This is a genomic window from Lentzea sp. NPDC006480, assembly GCF_040611995.1.
GTDB lineage: Bacteria > Actinomycetota > Actinomycetes > Mycobacteriales > Pseudonocardiaceae > Lentzea.
This window is the reverse complement of the sequence record NZ_JBEXPJ010000019.1, coordinates 15945-37095: the sequence shown is the minus strand read 5'-3', so window position 1 is coordinate 37095 and position 21151 is coordinate 15945. Positions and strand designations below refer to the sequence as shown.

Below are 21151 nucleotides of genomic sequence, written 5' to 3'. Positions count from 1 at the left end.
GCCGGGCATCAACCAGAAGTGAGCACGCGGTCGAGTTGGTGATCTACAAGCTCGACCGCCACAAGTGCGTCCACCTGGCCGATCAGCATCTGCATCATCAGGCCGTCCACGAACGCCAGCAGCGCCATCGCGTCCCGTTCCGCATCGCCGCCTGGACGCACCTGCGAGATCAGGCTCGCCACGAAGGCCACCATCTGCGGAGCGCCCTCGCGCAACGGTGCCGCGAGGCGGGGTTCGACGACAGCTTGGGCCAGGAACGCGGCCAGCACCGGAGCCTCCGAGCGGGCCGCCGTGCTCAGCGGCAGGAGCTCCAGCAACAACGCGCGCAGGTACGTGTGCGGATCGGGCGAGTGCACCGCGCCCATGCGAGCACCTACGCGGGCGCTGATCTGGTTGAACGCGAACAGGAGCATCTCGTCCTTGGTCGCGAAGTAGTGCTGCACGCGGCCCATCGACACGCCTGCCTCGGCGGCCACGTGGCGCAGCGACACCGCGTCCAGGCCGCGGGTGGCCAGCACGCGGCACACAGCCTCGCCGATCTCGCGGCGGCGTTCGTCGTGGTCTACCTGCTTCGGCATGTGCGCATCTCCAATGCGATCGCATTGCATCATATCCGGCGAGTGTTTTACGATGCGATCGCATTGCAAAACAGAGGGGGACGTCATGCAGCTGTGGGACATTGCCGCGCTCACCTACTACCGCGTGCTCGACCTGTTCTCGGGGACGCTCAACGCACTCGCGATCAAGAAGCTTGAGCTGAAGCCAGGAGACGCGGTGCTCGACATCGGGTGCGGGACCGGGGCGTTGATCCCTGCGCTCGCGGAAGCCGTTGGGCCACAAGGACGTGTGGTCGCGATGGACTTCAGCCCGCGGATGGTTGCCATCGCCAGGAAGCGGGGCAGGCGGTGGCCGAACGTCGAGGTGCGCCAAGCGGATGCGTGCGCCACCGATCACGGGGCCGACCAGTTCGACGCGGCCACAGCGCTAGGAGCGTTCAGCGCGATGCCGGACGTGCCGGGAGCGATCGCCAACGCTGCCGACGCGCTCAAGCCGGGCGGGCGGTTGTTCGTGTTCGACGTGCGGCTGGCCAAGAAGACCCGGACCACGAGGTTCCTGAGGGCGGCCTACCGGAAGGTCGCCGGGTTCAGCGGAGCCGATGTCGTCCACGAGCTCCGGAAGGTGTTCGCGCAGGTGGAGCCCGTCTTCAAGGCAGAAGGGGAAACGACGACCGTGGTGATGGCCACGAAGGTCACGGATACGGCCAGGGATTCGGCGTGCACACCTTCCCGTCCTGCGGGATGACCACGCCCTGAGGTGCACCTTGAGTGATGCGGACGATCTCGTCGTTCGAGACGCTGAACGTCTGCTGCATCATCACCGGAGCCGGGCCGCCTGCCGCGCTGCATGGGCGGTGGCCCTGACCGAAGGCGTGGCCGGTCTCGTGGTTGACCATGTACTGGCGGTACGAGGTCAGGTCGGGCAGGTAGGCGACGGCGCCGCGGAACCAGCGGGCCGCGCTCAGGAACACGAAGTTGCCGTCGCGGCACGAGACGTCGACCGGGATCTCGTAGCCGCAGACGGAACGCGCGGTCTGTTGTGAGGTCAGCCGCACGCGCATCGACGCAGGACCCGACACCCGCTGGACCGACAAGCTGCCGCGGGCCGTCCAGCCGCGCGGGTCGGCGAGAGTGGCGTCCACGAAGGACGCGAACGCCTGTTCATCGACGGTGATGCCGTCCTCGATCTCGACGGCATAGGCGCGCAACGGGCCGCCGGTGCCGACCACCGGGCCCGAACCCGGGACCACGTGGAACGTGCCGGCACCGGCGGCCGGGAAATCCGGGCCGTCGGGCAGGTCCGAGCTGGACGTGTACACACGTGCAGGAGGAGGTGGAGGTGGCACGACCGACGAGGACGAAACCGCGGAGGTCGGCACGGTCGGCGCCGCCGCCGGGGACGTTTCACCTGCTAGTTGCGATGTCGTGAGCATCAGGGCGGTCAGTGCCACCGCCCCCAGAACCAGGTGCACCTTCATGCCGGCAACGCTCGCCGTAACTGATGAAGAACCTGTTTACGTCCCGCTTGACTGTCGTGAAGGACTGCATACTGCAGTGGTGTGTGCCCACATCCTCGTGGCCGAGGACAACGTTCACCAGGCGGAGCTCGTGCGCCGGTACCTCGAGCACGACGGGCATTCCGTGGTGGTCGTGCACGACGGGCGTGCGGCGATCGACGAGACGCGCCGGAGGAACCCCGACCTGCTCGTGCTCGACGTGATGATGCCGCTGGTGGACGGCATCGACGTGATGCGGGCGATCAGGACCGAGTCGGACGTGCCGATCGTGCTGCTCACCGCACGGTCCACAGAGGACGACGTGCTGCTCGGCTTCGACCTCGGCGCGGACGACTACATCACCAAACCGTTCCGGCCGCGGCAGATGGTGGCGCGGGTGCGGACGATCCTGCGGCGCACCGGGCGGGCGCGCGAGGCCAACGCGACCGTGCTCAAGGTCGGTGACCTGGTCGTCGACCCCATCCGGCACGAGGTCCACATCAGCGACGAGACCGTCAGCCTCACGCCCGCCGAGTTCCGGTTGCTGGCGAGGATGGCCGCGCAGCCGCAACGGGTGTTCACGCGCGAACAGCTGCTGGAGGACGGGTTCATCACCGCGCGCACGGTCGACGTGCACATGATGAAACTGCGCCGCAAGATCGAGAAGGATCCGCGCAGACCCGAACGACTCCTCACCGTCTACGGCATCGGGTACAAGCTCGTATGAAAAGCCTGCTGGTCCGGTTCTTCCTGTTCTCCGTGGTGATCGCGGCCTGCTCGATCGCCGTGACGGCCTGGCTCGCGAGCCAGGCCACGACCGGCACGATCCGGCAGGAGCAAGGAGAAGCGCTCGCCACGGAGACGCAGATCTTCGACGACGTGGTGGGGTACGCGGCCACACACCAGAACTGGTCGCAGGGGAAGTCCGAAATGGACAAGATCGCGCGCAAGTACAACCGGCGCATCGCGTTGACCGACCACAACGGCAAGAAGCTCGTGGACACCGGCGACGCGAACTCACCGCCGTTGCCCATCACGCCCAAGGCGATCGTCGACCCGCTCAACGTCAACGGCAAGATCGATCCGAGGGCGGTCGGGCCGTTCAAGCTCACCCAGGACGAGTCCGACAAGCTGCACGCGTTCGCCGCGGATCTCAAGCACTGCAACCGTTCCATCCAGATCGTGGACGCCCCGAACGGCCGGCCGCGACTGTCCACCGATGAGCCGGGCAACCTCTCGGTGTGGGACAGCTGCGAGGTCGGCAATCAGCTCTACACGCTGACGAGGACCGAGACAGTCGCCTACGAGGAGCTGCAACGACTGTTCACGCAGTGCACCGCCAAGATCCCCGGAAACGAGCAGATCCTCGGCAAGGCGCCCGGCCGCGTCCAGTTCGACTGGGAGATCACCACCGCTCGCTACGCCCCACCCGAGATCGCGGCGTGCATGGACAGCGCGCGCCGAACGCAGCTGCAGCCCTACGTCGCCGAGCAGGCGCAGCTCTACCTCACCTCGCCGACCGGGCAGGAGCCGCAGACGATCGACCTGTCGACGACGGGCGTCACGCGGATCACGTTGGTGGCGCTGGGAATTCTCGCGCTGGCCGGGTTCGCGTCGTGGATCACCGCGACGCAGCTGGTGCGGCCGATCCGCGCGCTCACGGCAGCCACCAAGCGCACCGCGGAGGGCGACCGGACGGCACGGGTGGACGGCGGCGCGGGCGAGATCGGCGAGCTCGCCAAGTCGTTCAACGCGATGTCCGAGAAGCTCGCCGAGACTGAACGCCAGCGGCAGGCGATGGTGAGCGACGTGGCGCACGAGCTGCGCACACCGCTGGGCAACATCACCGGCTGGCTGGAGGCGACGCAGGACGGGCTGGCCGAACCCGATCCGCACCTGATCGACATGCTGCTGGAGGAATCCCTGCTGCTGCAACGGCTGGTGGACGACCTGCACGACCTCGCCCAGGCCGACGCCGGGACGCTGAGACTGCACCCCGAACCGATCGCGCTCGAAGACGTCGTCGACCAGGTCGTCAACGCGCAGCAGAACCGCGAGATCCTGCTGCGCGCCGAAACCACGCCCCTCCACCTCACCGCCGACCCGGTGCGGCTGCGGCAAGCGCTCGGCAACCTCGTCGCGAACGCCGTGCGGTACACGCCTCCCGGTGGCGAGGTCGTGGTGAAACTGTTCCGGGACAAGGACAACGCGGTCCTGGAGGTGCGCGACACCGGCTCCGGCATCGCACCGGACGACGTCCCGCACGTGTTCGACAGGTTCTGGCGCGCAGACAAGTCGCGCAGCCGCCGCACCGGTGGCAGCGGGCTCGGGCTCGCGATCACGCGGCACCTGGTGGAGGCTCACGGCGGCACGGTGTCGGTGACGAGCCGGCTGAACGAAGGCTCGACGTTCCGGATCACCCTGCCGATGAGTTCTCCGCAGCACGACGGTCTACCTGAGCACGACCACGGGAGGCAGTCATGATCACGCACTTCGTCCACCAGTCCGCCGACGGCTTCATCGAGGGCCCGAACGGCGAGTTCGACTGGCCGAGAATGGGCGAGGAGATGTCCGACCACTCGCTGGAGCTCTCCGGCCAAGCCGACTTGCTGCTGTACGGGCGCAAGGTCTGGGACATGATGGCGTACTGGTGGCCGCAGGCCGAGCAGCTCGACCAGTCCGAGCACACGCTGCGGTACGCACCGCTCTGGCGCGAGGCGCGCAAGGCCGTCGTGTCGCGGACCCTCACCGACCCCGGCTGGAACACGCAGGTCTACACCGACCCGGCGGACCTGCCGGACGCGCGGATGGTCCTGTTCGGCGGATCGACGCTGGCCGCGAGCCTGACCGAGCTGGACATGATCGACGAGTACCTGATCTTCGTCCACCCGGTCGTGCTCGGCGGCGGCAAGCCCGTCTTCCAGCACCCCAAGCGGTTCGACCTGAAGCTGGCCGAGTCGAAGGTGTTCGACGGCCACGTCGTGATGCTCAGGTACCGGCGAGGATGAGGTCCATGTTGATCATTCCGGCGGCTTGGGCACCCTGCGCGGCGGCGACGATCACGATGGCCGCCGGGTCCGTGACGTTGCCCGCCGCGTAGACGCCCGGCACGCTGGTGCGCCCCTTGTCGTCGGTGCGCACGAACGCGCCCATGGGTGTTTCCGCTGTTTCGGCACCCAACGCCAGCAGGAACTCGTCGCGCGGCTTGACCTGCGCCGAGTACACGAGCGCGTCGGCCGGAACGCGGTCAGCACCGGAGATCACCGCGACCAGCCGGTCGTCCTCCACCTCGATGCCGTCGACCGACGGGACGTGCGTGACGTCGCCGGACCACTGCCGGACCAGCGCGACCTTCATCTCCTCGCCGAACACGACGAGCTTCTGGTCGCGGACCTCGTAGCCGTGGCAGTACGGGCAGCTGAAGACGTCCCTGCCCCACCGCGAGCGCAGGATCTCCGGCACCTCGTCGACCAGGCCGGTCGCGAACAGCAGCCGCTGAGCGTGCACCGTGCGGCCGGAAAGCTCGACCACGAACCCGTCGTCGATCTTCGTGACGCCGTGGACCGTGTCGTTGACGATCTCTCCGCCGTAGCCCTCGACCTCGGCGCGACCGTGCTTGAGCAGATCCAACGGTGATTGGCCGTCGCGAGAGAGGTAGTTGTGCATGTGCGCGGCCGGCTTGTTGCGCGGCTCGGCACCGTCGACCACGAGCACGCTGCGGCGCGCCCTGGTCAGCATCAGGGCGGCACTCAACCCGGCCGCTCCTCCTCCGATGATCACCACTTCGTATCTCATGGCTCAACCCTGCGGTCGACAGTCCAGTTTTGGCAAAGTAAGTTGCTGTTATGGCAACTTCCGTGGGGCAGCGGCTTGCCGCGCTGCGAGCCGAGCACGACCTGACGCTGGCGGCGTTGTCCGAGATGACAGGCATCTCGAAGTCGACGTTGTCCCGGCTGGAGACCGACCAGCGCAAGCCGACGCTGGAGCTGCTGCTGCCGTTGTCGCGGACCTACCAGGTGACGCTGGACGATCTGGTCGGCGCACCCGAGGTCGGAGACCCGCGCGTGGTGATGAAGCCGCGCGAGGTCGGGCACGGCCGCGTCGGCATCCCGCTGACCAGGTCGATCGGGCCGTTGCAGGCGTGGAAGATGATCATCAAGGACACCGGGCTGCACGAACCGCGCGTGCACGAGGGCTACGAGTGGTTCTACGTGCTCAGCGGGCGGATCAAGCTGCGGCTCGGCGACAAGGAGGTCGTGCTGCGCGCGGGCGAGGTGGCGGAGTTCGACTGCCGCCAGCCGCACGCGCTGGGCAGCGCGGACGGCAACCCGGCCGAGATCATCAGCCTGTTCGGCAAGCAGGGAGAACGCATCCACACCCGCGCGGCGCCGCCGAAGCAGTCATAGTGTAGTCATGTGCCGAAACATCCGGGTGCTCCACAACTTCGAACCGCCGGCGACCTCCAGCGAGGTGCAGGCCGCGGCGCTGCAGTACGTGCGGAAGGTGAGCGGGGCGGCGAAGCCGTCGGTGGCGAACCAGGCCGCGTTCGACCACGCTGTCGCGGCGGTGGCAGCGGCCACGCAGGAACTGCTCGACGCGCTGGTGACGACGGCGCCGCCCAAGGACCGCGAGATCGAGGCGGCCAAGGCGAAAGCGCGTTCGGCGGAGCGCTACGGACGTTAGCTGCGGACGCGGGTGTCGAGGTACATGCAGATGAGCTTGGCCGCGACGCCCGCCGAACCGACGATGAACGCCTGGTCGGGGCCGAGCGTGAGGGCGATGGCCCACAGCAGCAGGGCGATGAGCACCAGGATGACCGTCACCTGCGCGGCGTGCGGCCACTGGTCCGGGTGGACGAGCCACCTCGTGGGCTGCCGCGGCTGCGGAACCTCCACGTCACCCGCACTATCGGGTGAACGCTCCGCCTTGACCGCCATCTCACTCCCTCTCCGGAATTCCTCCTGCTGGACCCATTCTCCTGAGTTGATCTTCTACGGAGGGTGACTTCCGCTTGTCGTGCGGTAAGCGTTGCGTGAGCGTCGGCGAACGGCAGACGAACGGTCATCCGCGTGATCAGCCGCCGGTCCGTCACCTTCCGTTTACCGAATGAGGCCCAGACCACCACATTGAGTGGCGGCCAGTTGGGGAGTCGCTCAACCCTGCGTAGTCGTTACACCGTTCGGAGCAGCGCCGTTTTTGTCAGACCCCTCGGATAACGTCAGGTGAAGATCGCGGTACGAGGGGAGAAAGCGTTGCCGGACAACAACGTCAGCGTCACCGCACTGTCGTTCACCGAGTACGTCATGAGCGGCCAGCGTGGACGCATCAACATCGTGTCGGAACAGCGGGGGATGTACCTGACCGACGACCCCAGGGTGTGCGGGTTCTACAACCCGATCCGCGACGCCATGCGACGAGCGGTCAACTCCACCGAACCTGAACTGGAGCTGAAGAAGGCGGTTCTGAACGCCAACCGGACGGGGCAGCCGCGGGCGTTCGAGGAGATCGCGGACGGGTTCCTGCCGTGGCTCGCGTCGTTCAAGGCCACCGGCGTGCAGGTGGAAGGGGCCACCTACCGCGTCGGCGACCTCACGTTGAAGGTCCGCCCGCACCTGGGGCTGCGCAAGAAGGACGGCTCGGCCTACGCGGTGCTCGTGCACACCAAGGAGGTGCCGCTGACCCGCGAGGCGGCGAACGTCGGGCTGCGGATCCTGCAGCACACGATCTCCGACACGTTGCCGGGGGCGACGCCGATGCTGCTGGACGTGCGACGCGGCAAGGCTTATCAGATGCCGGTGCGGACGAACTTGGGGAAGCTCGACGTGCTGATCGCGGCTGAGGCGATGGGGTACGTGACGCACTGGCAGCTGTCCGGGCTGTTCGAGTCGGTGCGCGCGGTCTAGCGAGATGGGCGACGCGGCCCGTCCGGGGGGTCGGGCCGTGTCGTTCCGCTGTCGGCAGAGTGCCCGGCGCGACCGTGCCGGCCAGGGCAGAGTCGAAGCCATGAGCACGACGGGGCTGGGCTTCAGCGGTGAGGTGGCGGACCACTACGCGAGGTTCCGTCCTGGCTACCCGAGGCAGGTCATCGACGCGCTCGTCCAGAAGCTCGGGCTGACCTCCGAACACCGGGTGCTCGACCTCGGCTGCGGCACCGGTCAGCTCGCCGTGCCGCTGTCGGAGCACGTCGGGCGAGTGGTCGCGGTCGATCCGGAGCCGGACATGCTCGCGCACGGACCGAGACGGCCGAACGTCGAGTGGCGCCTCGGCTCGGACGCGGACGTGCCGGAGCTCGGCCGGTTCGACGCGGTCGTGGTCGGGCAGGCGCTGCACTGGATGGACCACGAACGGCTGTTCCGCGAGGCGGACACGGCGAAGTTCGCGATCGTCGCGAACGGGACACCGCTGTGGCTCCAGCACCCGGCGATCCGCGAGGTCCTCGAAGACTGGTTCGGCCGCCCGATGACGGCCGGCTGCGGAACGGATGCCGTTGCCCGCCACCGGTATGCCAAGGCCCTGGCAGCGGCCGGGTTCACACCGCACGAGTGGACGGTCGGCCACACCCACGTGCACACGATCGACGAGCTGGCAGGCAGCCTGTTCTCCGCGATGTCACCGGAGACCCTGCCGTCGCCGCCGGATCGTCCGCTGTTCCGCGAGAAGCTCCGCGAGGCGTTGCGTGCCGACACCTACGCCGAGCCGGTCACCGTGACCGTGATCAGCACGCCTTGATCAGCACGCCTTGAGCATCACGGCCAGCGCGTCGTGCTCGGCCTGGTCGACGGTGAGCTTGTAGGTGATCTTCACCGCGATCCAGTGCTGCGCGTAGGTGCACCAGTACGACTCGACCGGCGGCTTCCACTTCGCCGGGTCCTGGTCACCCTTGGAGCGGTTGGACTTCGCGGTCACCGCGAGCAGCTGGATGCCACCCAGGTCGTTGGCGAACGCCTTGCGCTCGTCGTCGGTCCACTTGTCCGCGCCGGAACGCCAGGCCTCGGCCAGCGGCACGGTGTGGTCGATGTCGACCTCGCCGCCGTCCTTGATCACCACGCCGTCGTAGGCGCTGTTCCAGGTCCCGGACACCGCCTTGCAGTCCTTGTCCGTCTTCACGTCGGTGCCCTGGCGCTGCAGCACGAGCTCCCTGGTGTCGCAGGAGTTTCCCTGCGAGGCCCAGTGCGGGAAGCGGTCGCGGCTGTAGCCGGCCATCTTGCCCTCCGGCGCGATCCGCAGGGCGCCGAGATCGGACGAACCGGCAGGAGCGGACCCGGTGGGCACCGGGGTCGACGGTGAATTCTCCTTGCGGGACTGGACTTCCGTGAGGTACCAGCCCAGTGCCACGAGCAGCACGAAGACCACCAGTGACGTCACCGCCGCGCGATTCATGCGCCCATGATCGGGCATGCCGATCACGGATCGATCTACCGACCCGCGATCGACACGTCACAGTTAGGGCCGCGAGGTGAGATATCCACCCATCGTCTTGAAGTACTCGTGCGCCTTGAGCTCGACCCCGTCGGCGGTGCGAACCTTCTTGACCAGCAACGCCTTGCTGCGGCCGCGGCGGGCCTCGGCGCCGGAGACGATCGTCACGCCGTCGCCCTCGCGGTAGAAGATCCGGCCGGGAGTGCCGCCGTAGACCTCGGATGAGACCTCCGCCTCGATGATCTCCAGGCGCTGACCGCGGTGGAAGCAGAACGCGCTCGGATACGGCGCACACTGCGCGCGCACCAGGCGGTCCAGCTCCTCGGCGGTCCAGGTGAAGTCGATTCGCAGGTCCTCCTCGGCTCGCTTGTGGAAGAACGAGGCCTGCGAACGGTCCTGCTTCGTGAAGTCCGTGCGGCCGGAGGCGATCTCGGCCAGGCCGTCGACCGTGATCGGGCCGAAGAGCTCCAGCGTCTTCTCGAACAGGTCAGCCGTCGTGTCACGGGGACCGACCGGAACCGAGCGCTGCAACACGATGTCGCCCGCGTCGAGGGTGTCGTCCATCATGTGCGCTGTCACGCCGACTTCCTTCTCGTCGTTGAGCAGCGCCCAGATCAACGGCGAGAAGCCCGCGTACTTCGGCAGCAACGAGTCGTGCACGTTCAGCGTGCCGTGCTTGGGCAACGCGAAGACCTGCGGCGGGATCCAGGTGCGCCAGTTGCAGGCGACGATCACGTCCGGCTCGGCGGCCTTCAGCTTGTCGAGCAGCTCCTGGTCCTCCGGGCGTTCGCGGACGACGACCTCGACGCCGTGCTCGACAGCCAGGTCCTCGACCGAATCGCTCCAGATCTTCTCGTACGCACCTTCACCCCTGGGATGGGTCACCACCAGGACGACCTCGTGCTCGGACGCCAAAAGTGCCTGCAGGGTGCGATGACCCCAGGTCTGGAACCCGAACATGACGACCCTCATGGGGGAGCCCTCCTCTACTCAGATGCGATACGGTCAGGCTAACCTAACCAAGGGCTTGCAAAGCAAGCTTAGGCTTCCCTAAGTTAGGTGCTCATGCATCCGATCTACGACATCGTCGGCATCGGGTTCGGCCCCTCGAACCTGGCGCTCGCCATCGCTCTCACCGAGCACAACGAGCAGGCCGAAACCCCTGTCACCGCGGTGTTTCTCGAACGCCAGGACGCGTTCGGCTGGCATCGGGGCATGCTGCTCGACGACGCCACCATGCAGGTGTCGTTCCTCAAGGACCTGGTCACGATGCGCAACCCGACCAGCCGTTTCTCGTTCCTCTGCTACCTGGACGACCGCGGCCGGTTGATCGACTTCGTGAACCACAAGAACCTGTTCCCGCTGCGGGTCGAGTTCCACGACTACTTCGAGTGGGCCGCCGCGCAGGTCGACGACCTGGTCGCGTACGGCACGGAAGCCGTTGGCGTGGCAGCGATCGAGGACGACCTGTTCGAGGTGATCACGGCCACCGGTGACGTGTACCACGCACGCAACCTGGTCTTCGCCACCGGACTGCGGCCCACCGTGCCGGCCGGCGTCGAGCTGTCGGACCGCGTGTGGCACAACAGCCAGTTCCTGCACCGCATCAGCGAGCTGCAGGACCCGAAGCGCTGCGTCGTCGTCGGCGCCGGGCAGAGCGCCGCTGAGGCCGTGGCGTACCTGCACCGCGAGTATCCGAACGCCGAGGTGTGCTCGGTGTTCTCCCGCTACGGCTACTCCCCCGCCGACGACAGCTCGTTCGCGAACCGGATCTTCGACCCCGAGGCCGTCGACCACTACTACGACGCACCGGACGCGGTGAAGCAGCGGTTGATGGACTACCACCGCAACACGAACTACTCGGTCGTCGACGTCGACCTCATCGCGCAGCTCTACCGGACCGTGTACCAGGAGAAGGTGCTCGGCACGGAACGCTTGAAGATGATGAAGATGACCCGGCTCGTCGCGGTCGAGGAGTCTTCGAGCGGCGCGCGTGCGGTGGTCCAGTCGCTCGTCACCGGTGAGCAGGACCTGATCGAGACCGACCTCGTGCTGCTCGCGACCGGCTACGACGAGGCCGCGCCGATGCTGGGTTCGTTGGACGGCACCTGTGCACGCGACGAGGCAGGCCGTCTGGTCGTGGGGCGGGACTACCGCGTGCAGTCGTCGTTGCGCGGCGGCATCTACCTGCAGGGCGGCACCGAGCACTCGCACGGCATCACGTCGTCGTTGCTGTCCAACGTCGCGGTGCGGTCGGGTGAGATCCTGGCGTCCGTGCTGACCAACACTCCTGTGCCCGTCCTAGCGACGGCATGAGACTTGATCTCAAGCTGACGGGCTGCCGGGCCCTCACGATGGACCCGGCACACCCCGCCGCGCACACGATCGGCATCTGGCAGGGCCGCGTCGCCGGGCTGGACGAGCAGGTCGCCGACCTGCCCGCCGCCGAGACCGTTGATCTCGGCAACGCCGTGGTGCTACCAGGTTTCATCGACGCCCACACGCACCTCGCGTGGAACGGCCGCCGCACGATCGACGTCACCGGGCTGACCACGGTCGCCCAGGTCGTTGAACGGCTGGCTCAAGCGCCCGGCAACGGGTGGATCGAGGCGTCCGGCTACGACCGGCGGATCATGGACCGGCCGCTGACGGCAGCGGACCTGGACGCCCTGGGCGACCGGCCCCTCTACCTCGCGGACCTCTCCGGGCACGCGTGCGTGGTGAACTCCGTGGTGCTCAAGCAACTCCCGGGCATCACGAGCGACGGCTGGCTCACCGAGAACGAGCAGCTGGCCGCCCGTTCGTTGCGGCTGCCGTACTCGCTCGACGAGATCGTCGCCGAGCTGCACGAGAGCGCGCGGCAGGTGCTGGCCGAGGGCGTGACGATGTGCGCCGAGGCGGGCATCGGCGCCGGACTGATCGCGAGCAGCCCGCTGGAAGCCGCCGCGTACCAACGTGCTCAGCTCCCGATTCGCGTGCAGCTGATGGTCTCCGCGCACGTGCTTCACCCCGTTGACGCGGATCCTGCCGATGGCATCTCACGAGCGATCGACCTCGGTCTGCACACCGGATTCGGCGACGACATGCTGTCGTTGGGCGCCCTCAAGCTGTGGACCGACGGCGGCATGATGGCGCGCACGGCAGCGTTGACAGAGCCTTATGCCGGTAGCGACAACGCGGGCCAGCTCGCCGACACCGAGGAGTTCATGCGGGCGGCGATCCTCGACGGGCACCACGCCGGGTGGCAGCTCGCGATCCACGCGATCGGCGACCGCGCGATCGACTTCGCACTGGACGCCGTGGCCGAAGCGCAGCAGCAACGACCACGCCACGATGCGCGGCACCGGATCGAGCACTGCGGTCTCGTTCGGCCTGATCAACTCGAACGGATCGCGGCCCTAGGGCTGATACCCGTCGTCCAGCCGACGTTCCTCTGGGCGTACGGCGACGACTACAGCGTGATCATGGGCGAAAAGCGGGCACCCTGGATGTACCGCGGCAGGTCGTTCCTCGACCACGGGATCACCGTCGCGGGCAGCTCGGACCGGCCGGTGGCGGACGGATCACCGTTGCGCGCCATCGAGTTCATGGTGCGCAGGCGATCTTCTGGCGGCCGGGCGGTCGGACCGGACGAGGCGATCACCGTCGAGGAGGCGATCCGTGCGTACACGCTCGGCAGCGCCTACGCGTGCCGCAAGGAGCACGTGCTGGGTAGCCTCACGCCCGGCAAGCTCGCGGACCTCGTGGTGCTCGGCGACGACCCGCGCACGAGCGACGCCATCGCGGACATCCCGGTGCTCGCGACGATGGTCGGCGGAAACCTCATGGCTCAGCGTTGAACTAGCTCTCGGCGATCTTCTTGATCGCGGCCAGCCGCTTGTCCCACTGCGAGGCGAGCGAGGCCATCCAGGTGGCGGTGGCGTCCAGCGCCTCGGCCCGCACGGAGAAGTTGTTCTCCCGGCCGGCCCGCTCGGAGGCCACCAGCCCGGCCTTCTCCAGCACACCGAGGTGCTTCACGATCGCCTGACGGCTCACCGGCAGCTCGCCCGCGAGCGCGGACGCCGACACCGCGCCCCTCGCCGCCACGAGATCGAGAATCCGTCTGCGCATCGGATCGGCGAGCGCGGCCAAGACATCGTCGACCTGACTCACTTCTCCAGGTACTCCCGCAGCTCGTCCAGCTCATGGCCCCAGCCGTCGACGTTGCCGGACGCGTACTTCTCCTGCTCCTCCGACGGCAGGTCGAGCCGCGTGAACCCGCTCTCCACGACCTGCAGCAACGTGCCGCCGTCCTGCGGTGTGAGCGTGAACTCGACCAGCGTCGCGTTGCCCGGTACTGGCTCCGGCCCGAGCGGACCGGACCAGCGCCACGAGAGGAACGACTCGGGCTCGACCTTCTCGATGATCGCACGCCCGGTGCCGTGCTCCGCCCACGTCAGCGTGATCTCGCCGCCGGGCTCGAGCGCCGACACCGTCGCACCCGCGTCGCCGAACCACGTGCCGAGGTGCTCGGCCGAGGTCAGCGCGTTCCAGACGCGCCGCGGCGACGCGTTGATCACCACGTCACGTTCGATCCGGTCCATCGAGCCCTCCTGCAACCGAGCGGTTGCAGAAAGACTACTGCAGGTGGAACGTGGCGGCCAGCGTCGTGAGCCGGTCCGTGATGTCCGAGTGGACGTTCGTCCGGCGCACCCAGTTCTGACACCCGCTCTTGGCCGACGGCGGCGCCCCGAGCGGCGTGACGGCGTCCGTCACCCCGTACTCCAGCCGGTACGCGAGCACCGCGATCGCCGACTCCAGCCAGAACGACGGATCCGGCGTCGGAATCTCCCCGAGCCCCACCCGGAACCACACGGGCATGCGCGCGTACTGCGAGAGCGCCTCCGAGATGCGCCGCTCGGCCGCGTCCTTGATCTCTCCCCGAGCCTTGTCCCCGGCGAGCACCGCCTCGGTCCGCCACTGTTCACCGGCGGCGTCCTCGTCGGCCTCCAGCCGCTCGGCCGCCCGCCGCGCACTCGCCTCGTTGGCGTTGATCAGCCACTCCATCTGCCGCACCTCGTGCGACAGCGCATCCCGTTCGAACCGGGGCACCCTCCCACCGTCCAGCTTGGACCTGGCGTCGTCCCGGCGAGCTTTGAGCCCTTCGAACTCCAGCACCTCTTGCTTCAGCTCGACCCGCGCGGGATCGGCGAGGATCTCCTGCTCGGCGTCCCAGGCCTTGCGCAACGCCTCGACCAGCGGCGCGATGTCGCCCGCCACCGCGTCGAGATCCACCAGCGGCCCGTCCCCGGCCCCCGACAACCGCCGTTCGAGCACAGTCAGCCGGGCTGTGACTCGTTCCAGCTCCGCCGCGAGCTGACCGACGTGACTGATCAACGTGGCGACCTGCGGCTCGACGACCTCAAGCCGTTCCTTCTCCGTGGGCACCCGACCAGCGAACCGGACACACCGACCACGGCCAAGGCGGTCACCACTGATTACACGCATTCGAGGTCGGGATTCCGCCCGGCCGTGGCAACGACCCCTCACGCACCGTCACCACAGTGGGTGAACTGCGCAGAAACGAGGTATTACTAGTAAATGGCGACCTCTGTTACTGAGACCGAACGCAAGTACGAGGCACCATCGGACGCGAGTCTGCCGGACCTCTCCACCATCACCGGTGTGGCGACGGGCCCGGAGGAGTTCGACCTGGCAGCCACCTACTTCGACACCGACGACTACCGCCTGGCCCGAGCCGGCGTGACACTCCGCCGCCGAGTGGGCGGCGACGACGAAGGCTGGCACCTCAAACTCCCGGCCGACGACGCCGACTCCCGCCAGGAAGTCCGAGCCCCACTGGGCCGCTCCGTGAAACAGCCCCCGAAAGACCTCTCCTCCCTCGTCCGCGCCCACACCCGCGGCTCCGGCCTGGGCCCGATCGCCGAAATCCACACCAACCGCCGCCGCTGGCAACTCACCAACGGCAACGGCGAACTCCTCGCCGAAGTGGTGGACGACGTGGTCACCGCCCAAACCATGGGCTCCTCGACGACCACCACCTCGTGGCGCGAGATCGAAGTCGAGCTGGGCTCGAGCGGCGACCGCAAGCTCCTCGACACCGTCGAACAACACCTGGGCACCGCGGGCATCCACCCCTCCGCCTCGAAGTCCAAGCTCTCCCAGGTGATCGGCGTGAAACGAGACGCCATCCCGTCCGTCGGCAAGAAATCCACCGCGGGCGAAGTGGTCCTCGCCTACCTCCACGAACAACGCGCGGCCCTCCAGAACCAGGACCCCCGAGTCCGCCGCAACGAACACGACGCCATCCACCAGATGCGGGTGGCCACCCGCCGCATGCGCTCGGCCCTGCAAGCCTTCGGCAAGATCGTCGACCGCGACGCCACCCGCGAACTGACCGACGAACTCAAGTGGCTGGCCGCCGTCCTGGGCACCTCCCGCGACCTGGAAGTCCTCCGCATGCGCTTCGAGGACGCTCTCCACTCCCTTCCCCCAGAACTGGCCCTGGGCGACGTAGCGGCCCGCATGACCCGTCACTTCGCCCCGCTGGAAGCCAAGGCCCACAAGGACTCCGTGGCCGCCCTCGACAACAGGCGCTACTTCGCCTTGCTGAACTCGATCGACTCCTTGCTGGCCACGCCTCCTCTGACCAAGCCGGCCTCAGGCAAGGCACGCGAGGTCCTCCCCCGCCTGGTGGAAAAGGCCCGCCACCGCCTGGACGTCCGTGTACAAGCGGCCCTGGACGCCCACAACAGCGACGAACCTCTCCACGAGGCCCGCAAAGCAGCCAAACGCCTCCGCTACTCCGCCGAAGTAGCCGAACCGGCACTCGGCAAGCACGCCAAGGCCCTCCGCAAGCGGGCCAAGGACGTCCAAACACTCCTGGGCGAACACCAGGACTCGGTGGTGGCCCGCCCCGTCCTCCTCGAACTGGGCCGTGGCGACGAGAACGGCTTCACCTTCGGCCTCCTCTACGGCAGGGAAGTGGAGCTGGCCCACAAGACCGAGGCAGAGCTCCCCGCCCTGTGGAACAAGCTGAGCAAGGAACACCTCTAGCCCCACCGGGTGAGGCAGAACCCGACGCGCCCGCCGACAGGCGGCGCATTGGTCTGAACCTTGACACCCACCACCGAGGCTGAAACCGTAATCCCTTCGCCGCCACCACAAGGTCCCCCCTTGCCCTTGGAGGATTGGCGTGAACACGAACAGAGTGCGCACCGCACTCACAGCCCTGGTGCTGGCCGGATCAGGAGTCATGGTGACCGGACCGACCGCGGACGCCGCAGCCCCGCTGCAGGAACTGGTCCCCCAGCCAGTCCAGATCCAGCCCCGCACAGACATCACCTTCACCCTCACCCAAGACGCCAAGATCCAGATCGCGGCAGACTCGGCCCGCAAGCCCGCCGAGGCACTGGCGTCAGTCCTCCGCCCCTCCACCGGCTTCCCGCTCCAGATCACCGACGGCGTGACCGGCGACGGCATAGTCCTCCTCAACAACGCCGACCCCAAAGTCGGCAACGAGGGCTACCAGCTCGACGTGACCCCGAAGCAAGTGATCATCCGAGCGAACTCGGCAGCGGGCCACTTCAACGGCATCGCCTCTCTCCGCCAACTCCTGCCACCTAAGGCCGAAGCGAAGACGAAGCAACCGGGCCCCTGGACCGTCCCCGGCGCGAGCATCCTCGACTACCCGAGGTACCAGCACCGCGGCGCCATGCTCGACGTGGCCCGGCACTTCTTCACCCCGGACCAGGTCAAGCGCTACATCGACCAGATCGCCGCGTTCAAGATCAACTACTTCCACCTCCACCTCAGCGACGACCAGGGCTGGCGACTGGAGATCAAGAGCTGGCCGGAGCTGACCAAGATCGGCGGCAGCACCGAGGTGGGCGGCCGCAAGGGCAACCTCTTCTACACCCAGGACCAGTACAAGGACCTGGTCGCGTACGCGGCAAACCGCGGCGTCACCGTCATCCCCGAGTTCGACATGCCGGGCCACACCAATGCCGCCCTGGCGAGCTACGCCGAGCTCAACTGCGACGGCAAGAAGCGCCCGCTCTACACCGGCACCGACGTCGGCTTCTCCAGCCTCTGCATCAGCAAGGACGTCACCTACAAGTTCATCGAGGACGTCGTCAAGGAGGTCTCGGCCATCACGCCCGGCCAGTACTTCCACATCGGCGGCGACGAAGCACTCTCGACACCGGACGCGGACTTCGTGAAGTTCATGAACCGGGTGCTGCCGATCGTCAAGAAGTACGGCAAGACCACGACCGGCTGGCACGAGTTCATCAAGACCACCACGGACACCACGCTCGTGCCGCAGTTCTGGGGCACGGAGACGTCCGACGCCAACGTGGCCGCGGCCGCCAAGCGCGGCAACAAGGTGCTGATGTCGCCGGCGAACCGGATCTACCTCGACATGAAGTACAACAAGAACACCAAGCTGGGCCAGGACTGGGCCGGGCTGGTCGAGGTCAAGACCGCGTACGGCTGGAACCCCGGCGCGTACCTGAACGGCGTCGGCGAGGCGAGCGTCCGCGGCGTTGAGGCTCCACTGTGGACGGAGACCATCAGGACCTCCGCCGACATCGAGTACATGGCGTTCCCGAGGCTCCCGGTGGCCGCCGAGCTCGGCTGGTCGACGGCCGCGAGCCACAACTGGGACAAGTTCGCACCGCGGCTGGGCGCACAGGCCCCGCGGTGGAAGGTCCAGGGCATCAACTACTACGCGTCCACCCAGGTGCCCTGGAAGAAGAAGTAAGGCCTAGAAATACCCCTGCGCGCGGTCGGAGTAGCTGACCAGCAGGTGCTTCACGCGGCGGTACTCGGCGAGCACTGCGGTGTTCGCCGGGTACGCGTAGTAGTTGTTGACCCACACGCGCTCGGCAAGAAGCTCAGCCCCGACGTTGTGCGCCATCGCCACGTCGCGGCACCACAGACCCGCGCCGAGCTGGTGGGCAGTCTCGTTGGCGATCTTCACCGCGTCGTCGCGGTCGTCGAAGCGGGTCACCGAGACGATCGGGCCGAGCACGTCGTCGGCGAACACGGCGGAGCGGTGATCACCTTCGAAGATCGTGGGCTGGACGTAGTGGCCGGAGGCCTCGCCGCCGGTCACCAGCCGCGCGCCTTCTTCCTTGCCGCGCGAGATGTACGCCAGCACACGATCGCGCTGCTCCAGCGACACCACCGCGCCGACCATCGTGTCCGTGTTGAGCGGGTCGCCCAGCCGCAGCTGTTCCGTGCGCACAGTCGCCAGGTGCAGCAGTTCCTCGTACGCGGCGGTCTGGATCAGGGCCCGCGACGGAGCCGTGGAGACCTCTCCCTGGTTGGCCGCGAACATCGCGAAGCCTTCGAGGGCCTTGTCCAGGAAGCTGTCGCGCTGGGCCGTGACGTCGGAGAAGAAGATGTTGGGGCAACGGCCGGAGGGCACGCGGTGATCAGCGGAGCCGGTGACCACGTTCACCACGCCGGGCGGCAGCAGGTCGGCGATCACGCCGAGCAGCACGTGGATCGACGCCGGTGTCTGCAGCGCGGGCTCCAGCACCACGGCGTTGCCGGCGGCCAGCGCAGGCGCCAGCACGCGGGAGGCGGCCATCAGCGGGAACGTCCACGGCACGCGCTCGTGCACGACGCCGAGCGGCTGGAACGACCGGTAGTCGCAGGTGTTGCGGCCGAGCTGCTCGACCTGGCCCACCTCGGTGCGGATGACGGCGGCGAACTGGCGGAACTGCTCGATCAGCAACGGCACGTCGGCGACCAGGGCCTCGCGGACCGGCTTGCCGTTGTCCCACGTCTCGGCGACCGCGAGCTCGGTCGCGTGCTCCTCCACCCGGTCCGCGATCTCGACCAGGACCGTGGCGCGCTCTCGGGGCGTGGTGCTCCCCCACGCGCGTGCGGCGCCACTGGCCGCGTGCAGCGCACGGGCCCGGTCGGCGTCGGTGCCGCGCGCGACCTCCGTGAAGACCTCACCGGTCACCGGCGTGACGTTCTCGAAGTACTCACCGGAGACCGGCGGCACGTAGTCGCCGCCGATGAAGTGGTCGTACCTCGGCCGGTACGCGACCACGCTGCCGGGCTGACCCGGCGCCGCGTACTGCGTCATTCTCGACTCCCGCTGCAAGTCATGGGTGGAGGAAATGAGAAAGTAGGCCGCAGAACGTTGCATGCTCGTTGCAAGCCGTGGATGGATCAGTGACCCACGAACCCGGGCAACACGCACTGTTGCTGAGCCGAATCAGAGATGCCGTGTTGAGTGGTACTCGCACGGCTGATTCGCCACGCTCGGTGATTTCCGCGTCGTGGCAACGGTCACTCGCCGCCAACGTGAATCCCGACCTGCACACCGCGCCGACCGTGTTCGCCCAGGACGAGCTCCCAGACCTGCGCGAACGGCATCCGCTGCACCCGAGCCTGCCGCTGCTGCGGGAAACCCTGCTGGGCTTCGCGCAGGAGGCGAAGCACATCATGATCGTCGCCGACGCACAGGGCCACATCCTGTGGTGCGAGGGCTCCCACGACACCCGTACCAGCGCTGAAGACGTCGGCCTGGCCGAGGGAACGCGCTGGTCCGAGGACGCCGCGGGAACGAACGGGATGGGCACCGCGCTGGCGGTCAACTCACCCGTCACGGTGCACTCGGCCGAGCACCTCGTGCGGACCTACCACCACTGGACGTGCGCGGCGAGCCCGATCCGCGACCCCGACAGCGGCTCGACGATCGGCGTCGTCGACCTGAGCGGCCCGATCGAGACGGTCCACCCGTCGATGGTGGCCCTGGTGTCCGCCTCGGCCAGGCTCGCCGAGTCGGAGATGCTCGCCCGGATGCACGCGCAGGACGAGGAGCTGCGGGCGCGCAACATGCGCCACCTGATCGCGTTGCGAGGCGAACCGGGCGCGTTGCTCAGCCCCACCGGCCGGGTCGTCGCGGTCGAGCCGTACGGGCTGCTGCCGTCCCGCGTCGACGTGTCCAGCGACCGGATCCTGCTGCCGGACGGCCGCGAAGCCGTGCTGGAAACCCTCGCCCAGGGCTACCTGCTGCGCATCCCCAGACAACGACATGTGCGCAGATCCGTGCTGTCGCTGTCGTTCCTGCTGCCCGAACCCAAGGTCGTGCTCGACGGCCGCGAGGTGCCGATCTCGCTCAGACACGCGGAGATCCTGTTCGCGCTGGCGTTGCACGGCAGGCTGTCCGCCGACCAGCTCGCGTTGCGGCTCTACGGCGAGCGCGGCAATCCCACGACCGTGCGCGCGGAGCTGCACCGCCTGCGCGCCCAGCTCGGCACTGATGTGCTCGCGACCAGGCCGTACCGGCTCACCGCTGACGTCGAGGCCGACTTCCTCGCGGTGCGGGCCGCGCTCAAGGACGGCGACGTGCCGCTCGCCGCTTCCCGCTACCGCGGCTCTTTGCTCAGACGCTCCGAGGCGCCCGTCGTGCTGGCCGAACGGGACGACCTCGCAACTGGCGTGCGCAAGGCCGTGCTGTCCCGCGGCGACGCGAACGCCCTCTGGACGTTCACCCAGACCGACTCGGGCGAACACGACGTCGAAGCCCTGGAACAGCTGGTGAGGCTGCTTCCGGTGGACGACGTGAGGCGCGCCATCGGCTCGGCACGACTCAGGAGACTCAGCCAAGACGATTGACAAGAGTCTCACCCACTGAATATCTTCCTTGCTAAG

The 21151-nt window shown here is 67.9% G+C and carries 23 protein-coding genes; 13 read left to right on the top strand and 10 right to left on the bottom strand.

What is annotated here, in order from left to right:
• Positions 1 to 8: 8 nt before the first annotated feature.
• Positions 9 to 578 carry a TetR/AcrR family transcriptional regulator gene (locus ABZX92_RS10665; protein ID WP_355556348.1) on the bottom strand — a complete coding sequence of 190 codons (570 nt, stop codon included), beginning with the start codon at positions 576 to 578 and terminating at the stop codon, positions 9 to 11.
• Between the two features lie 85 nt (positions 579 to 663).
• On the opposite strand from ABZX92_RS10665, the gene ABZX92_RS10660 reads away from it, so the two are divergent.
• Positions 664 to 1302 carry a class I SAM-dependent methyltransferase gene (locus ABZX92_RS10660; protein ID WP_355556346.1) on the top strand — a complete coding sequence of 213 codons (639 nt, stop codon included), beginning with the start codon at positions 664 to 666 and terminating at the stop codon, positions 1300 to 1302.
• On the opposite strand, the gene ABZX92_RS10655 is transcribed toward ABZX92_RS10660, so the two are convergent.
• Positions 1250 to 2035 carry a DUF3152 domain-containing protein gene (locus ABZX92_RS10655; protein WP_355556344.1) on the bottom strand — a complete coding sequence of 262 codons (786 nt, stop codon included), beginning with the start codon at positions 2033 to 2035 and terminating at the stop codon, positions 1250 to 1252. The genes ABZX92_RS10660 and ABZX92_RS10655 overlap by 53 nt on opposite strands.
• 79 nt (positions 2036 to 2114) lie before the next feature.
• Between ABZX92_RS10655 and ABZX92_RS10650 the strand changes: the two genes are divergently transcribed.
• Genes ABZX92_RS10650 through ABZX92_RS10640 form a run of 3 tightly spaced genes read left to right on the top strand, consistent with a single transcriptional unit; the run spans position 2115 to position 5061 of the window.
• The gene (locus ABZX92_RS10650; protein WP_355556341.1) at positions 2115 to 2780 is read left to right on the top strand and encodes a response regulator transcription factor; all 666 of its coding nucleotides are present in this window, start codon (positions 2115 to 2117) and stop codon (positions 2778 to 2780) included.
• A complete protein-coding gene (locus tag ABZX92_RS10645) occupies positions 2777 to 4537 on the top strand; it encodes a HAMP domain-containing sensor histidine kinase (protein WP_355556338.1) in 1761 nt (586 codons plus the stop codon). The genes ABZX92_RS10650 and ABZX92_RS10645 overlap by 4 nt, the downstream gene beginning before the upstream one ends.
• Positions 4534 to 5061, top strand: coding sequence for a dihydrofolate reductase family protein (locus ABZX92_RS10640; protein WP_355556335.1), 528 nt, complete (start codon positions 4534 to 4536; stop codon positions 5059 to 5061). The genes ABZX92_RS10645 and ABZX92_RS10640 overlap by 4 nt, the downstream gene beginning before the upstream one ends.
• On the opposite strand, the gene ABZX92_RS10635 is transcribed toward ABZX92_RS10640, so the two are convergent.
• The gene (locus tag ABZX92_RS10635) at positions 5042 to 5848 is read right to left on the bottom strand and encodes an NAD(P)/FAD-dependent oxidoreductase (protein WP_355556332.1); all 807 of its coding nucleotides are present in this window, start codon (positions 5846 to 5848) and stop codon (positions 5042 to 5044) included. The two genes, ABZX92_RS10640 and ABZX92_RS10635, sit on opposite strands and share 20 nt — an antisense overlap.
• A gap of 50 nt (positions 5849 to 5898) precedes the next feature.
• Between ABZX92_RS10635 and ABZX92_RS10630 the strand changes: the two genes are divergently transcribed.
• Both ABZX92_RS10630 and ABZX92_RS10625 read left to right on the top strand, forming a co-directional pair.
• Positions 5899 to 6459: a helix-turn-helix domain-containing protein gene (locus ABZX92_RS10630; protein ID WP_355556329.1), complete on the top strand. Its 561-nt coding sequence runs from the start codon at positions 5899 to 5901 to the stop codon at positions 6457 to 6459.
• Positions 6460 to 6466: 7 nt separating this feature from the next.
• Positions 6467 to 6736: a DUF2277 domain-containing protein gene (locus ABZX92_RS10625; protein WP_355556328.1), complete on the top strand. Its 270-nt coding sequence runs from the start codon at positions 6467 to 6469 to the stop codon at positions 6734 to 6736.
• On the opposite strand, the gene ABZX92_RS10620 is transcribed toward ABZX92_RS10625, so the two are convergent.
• Positions 6733 to 6948, bottom strand: a complete 216-nt coding sequence (locus ABZX92_RS10620) for a hypothetical protein (protein ID WP_355556325.1) — start codon at positions 6946 to 6948, stop codon at positions 6733 to 6735. The genes ABZX92_RS10625 and ABZX92_RS10620 overlap by 4 nt on opposite strands.
• 327 nt (positions 6949 to 7275) lie before the next feature.
• Between ABZX92_RS10620 and ABZX92_RS10615 the strand changes: the two genes are divergently transcribed.
• Both ABZX92_RS10615 and ABZX92_RS10610 read left to right on the top strand, forming a co-directional pair.
• Positions 7276 to 7956 carry a hypothetical protein gene (locus tag ABZX92_RS10615; RefSeq protein WP_355556322.1) on the top strand — a complete coding sequence of 227 codons (681 nt, stop codon included), beginning with the start codon at positions 7276 to 7278 and terminating at the stop codon, positions 7954 to 7956.
• A 100-nt stretch (positions 7957 to 8056) separates the two neighbouring features.
• Positions 8057 to 8782 (top strand): class I SAM-dependent methyltransferase, encoded by a 726-nt coding sequence (locus ABZX92_RS10610; protein ID WP_355556320.1) that lies wholly within the window; start codon positions 8057 to 8059, stop codon positions 8780 to 8782.
• Here ABZX92_RS10610 and ABZX92_RS10605 read toward each other — a convergent pair whose 3' ends face one another.
• Together ABZX92_RS10605 and ABZX92_RS10600 are read right to left on the bottom strand one after the other, a co-directional pair.
• On the bottom strand, positions 8783 to 9433 hold the full coding sequence (locus ABZX92_RS10605; RefSeq protein ID WP_355556317.1) for an HNH endonuclease family protein: 651 nt from the start codon (positions 9431 to 9433) through the stop codon (positions 8783 to 8785). It lies immediately after the preceding gene.
• A 63-nt stretch (positions 9434 to 9496) separates the two neighbouring features.
• Complete coding sequence (locus ABZX92_RS10600) at positions 9497 to 10444, bottom strand: methionyl-tRNA formyltransferase (protein WP_355556314.1); 948 nt, start codon at positions 10442 to 10444, stop codon at positions 9497 to 9499.
• A gap of 93 nt (positions 10445 to 10537) precedes the next feature.
• Here ABZX92_RS10600 and ABZX92_RS10595 point away from each other — a divergent pair, with 93 nt between their 5' ends.
• Both ABZX92_RS10595 and ABZX92_RS10590 read left to right on the top strand, forming a co-directional pair.
• Entirely contained in the window at positions 10538 to 11788 is a 1251-nt protein-coding gene (locus ABZX92_RS10595) for a lysine N(6)-hydroxylase/L-ornithine N(5)-oxygenase family protein (RefSeq protein ID WP_355556470.1), read from the top strand.
• The gene (locus ABZX92_RS10590) at positions 11785 to 13311 is read left to right on the top strand and encodes an amidohydrolase (RefSeq protein WP_355556311.1); all 1527 of its coding nucleotides are present in this window, start codon (positions 11785 to 11787) and stop codon (positions 13309 to 13311) included. Before ABZX92_RS10595 ends, ABZX92_RS10590 begins: the two co-directional genes overlap by 4 nt.
• A gap of 1 nt (position 13312) precedes the next feature.
• Here ABZX92_RS10590 and ABZX92_RS10585 read toward each other — a convergent pair whose 3' ends face one another.
• The 3 genes from ABZX92_RS10585 to ABZX92_RS10575 are packed head-to-tail and all read right to left on the bottom strand — an operon-like array spanning position 13313 to position 14899.
• Positions 13313 to 13624 (bottom strand): metalloregulator ArsR/SmtB family transcription factor, encoded by a 312-nt coding sequence (locus tag ABZX92_RS10585; protein ID WP_355556308.1) that lies wholly within the window; start codon positions 13622 to 13624, stop codon positions 13313 to 13315.
• Positions 13621 to 14055, bottom strand: coding sequence for an SRPBCC family protein (locus tag ABZX92_RS10580; protein WP_355556305.1), 435 nt, complete (start codon positions 14053 to 14055; stop codon positions 13621 to 13623). The genes ABZX92_RS10585 and ABZX92_RS10580 overlap by 4 nt, the downstream gene beginning before the upstream one ends.
• Positions 14056 to 14089: 34 nt before the next feature.
• Entirely contained in the window at positions 14090 to 14899 is an 810-nt protein-coding gene (locus tag ABZX92_RS10575) for a hypothetical protein (protein WP_355556303.1), read from the bottom strand.
• 153 nt (positions 14900 to 15052) lie between these two features.
• Between ABZX92_RS10575 and ABZX92_RS10570 the strand changes: the two genes are divergently transcribed.
• Together ABZX92_RS10570 and ABZX92_RS10565 are read left to right on the top strand one after the other, a co-directional pair.
• Positions 15053 to 16528, top strand: coding sequence for a CYTH and CHAD domain-containing protein (locus ABZX92_RS10570; protein WP_355556300.1), 1476 nt, complete (start codon positions 15053 to 15055; stop codon positions 16526 to 16528).
• A gap of 139 nt (positions 16529 to 16667) precedes the next feature.
• On the top strand, positions 16668 to 18236 hold the full coding sequence (locus ABZX92_RS10565) for a beta-N-acetylhexosaminidase (protein WP_355556297.1): 1569 nt from the start codon (positions 16668 to 16670) through the stop codon (positions 18234 to 18236).
• A 3-nt stretch (positions 18237 to 18239) separates the two neighbouring features.
• On the opposite strand, the gene ABZX92_RS10560 is transcribed toward ABZX92_RS10565, so the two are convergent.
• Positions 18240 to 19577, bottom strand: a complete 1338-nt coding sequence (locus ABZX92_RS10560) for an aldehyde dehydrogenase family protein (protein WP_355556294.1) — start codon at positions 19575 to 19577, stop codon at positions 18240 to 18242.
• A 182-nt stretch (positions 19578 to 19759) separates the two neighbouring features.
• On the opposite strand from ABZX92_RS10560, the gene ABZX92_RS10555 reads away from it, so the two are divergent.
• A complete protein-coding gene (locus tag ABZX92_RS10555) occupies positions 19760 to 21115 on the top strand; it encodes a GAF domain-containing protein (protein WP_355556291.1) in 1356 nt (451 codons plus the stop codon).
• The last annotated feature ends 36 nt before the right edge of the window (positions 21116 to 21151 follow it).

Bases quoted from the DNA above. Each gene is read 5' to 3' on its own strand.
- ABZX92_RS10635 (WP_355556332.1), bottom strand. From the start codon at position 5,848: ATGAGATACGAAGTGGTGATCATCGGAGGAGGAGCGGCCGGGTTGAGT.
- ABZX92_RS10645 (WP_355556338.1), top strand. From the start codon at position 2,777: ATGAAAAGCCTGCTGGTCCGGTTCTTCCTGTTCTCCGTGGTGATCGCG.
- ABZX92_RS10600 (WP_355556314.1), bottom strand. From the start codon at position 10,444: ATGAGGGTCGTCATGTTCGGGTTCCAGACCTGGGGTCATCGCACCCTG.
- ABZX92_RS10595 (WP_355556470.1), top strand. From the start codon at position 10,538: ATGCATCCGATCTACGACATCGTCGGCATCGGGTTCGGCCCCTCGAAC.
- ABZX92_RS10655 (WP_355556344.1), bottom strand. From the start codon at position 2,035: ATGAAGGTGCACCTGGTTCTGGGGGCGGTGGCACTGACCGCCCTGATG.
- ABZX92_RS10640 (WP_355556335.1), top strand. From the start codon at position 4,534: ATGATCACGCACTTCGTCCACCAGTCCGCCGACGGCTTCATCGAGGGC.
- ABZX92_RS10665 (WP_355556348.1), bottom strand. From the start codon at position 578: ATGCCGAAGCAGGTAGACCACGACGAACGCCGCCGCGAGATCGGCGAG.
- ABZX92_RS10660 (WP_355556346.1), top strand. From the start codon at position 664: ATGCAGCTGTGGGACATTGCCGCGCTCACCTACTACCGCGTGCTCGAC.
- ABZX92_RS10625 (WP_355556328.1), top strand. From the start codon at position 6,467: ATGTGCCGAAACATCCGGGTGCTCCACAACTTCGAACCGCCGGCGACC.
- ABZX92_RS10630 (WP_355556329.1), top strand. From the start codon at position 5,899: ATGGCAACTTCCGTGGGGCAGCGGCTTGCCGCGCTGCGAGCCGAGCAC.
- ABZX92_RS10590 (WP_355556311.1), top strand. From the start codon at position 11,785: ATGAGACTTGATCTCAAGCTGACGGGCTGCCGGGCCCTCACGATGGAC.
- ABZX92_RS10610 (WP_355556320.1), top strand. From the start codon at position 8,057: ATGAGCACGACGGGGCTGGGCTTCAGCGGTGAGGTGGCGGACCACTAC.
- ABZX92_RS10580 (WP_355556305.1), bottom strand. From the start codon at position 14,055: ATGGACCGGATCGAACGTGACGTGGTGATCAACGCGTCGCCGCGGCGC.
- ABZX92_RS10605 (WP_355556317.1), bottom strand. From the start codon at position 9,433: ATGAATCGCGCGGCGGTGACGTCACTGGTGGTCTTCGTGCTGCTCGTG.
- ABZX92_RS10560 (WP_355556294.1), bottom strand. From the start codon at position 19,577: ATGACGCAGTACGCGGCGCCGGGTCAGCCCGGCAGCGTGGTCGCGTAC.
- ABZX92_RS10570 (WP_355556300.1), top strand. From the start codon at position 15,053: ATGGCGACCTCTGTTACTGAGACCGAACGCAAGTACGAGGCACCATCG.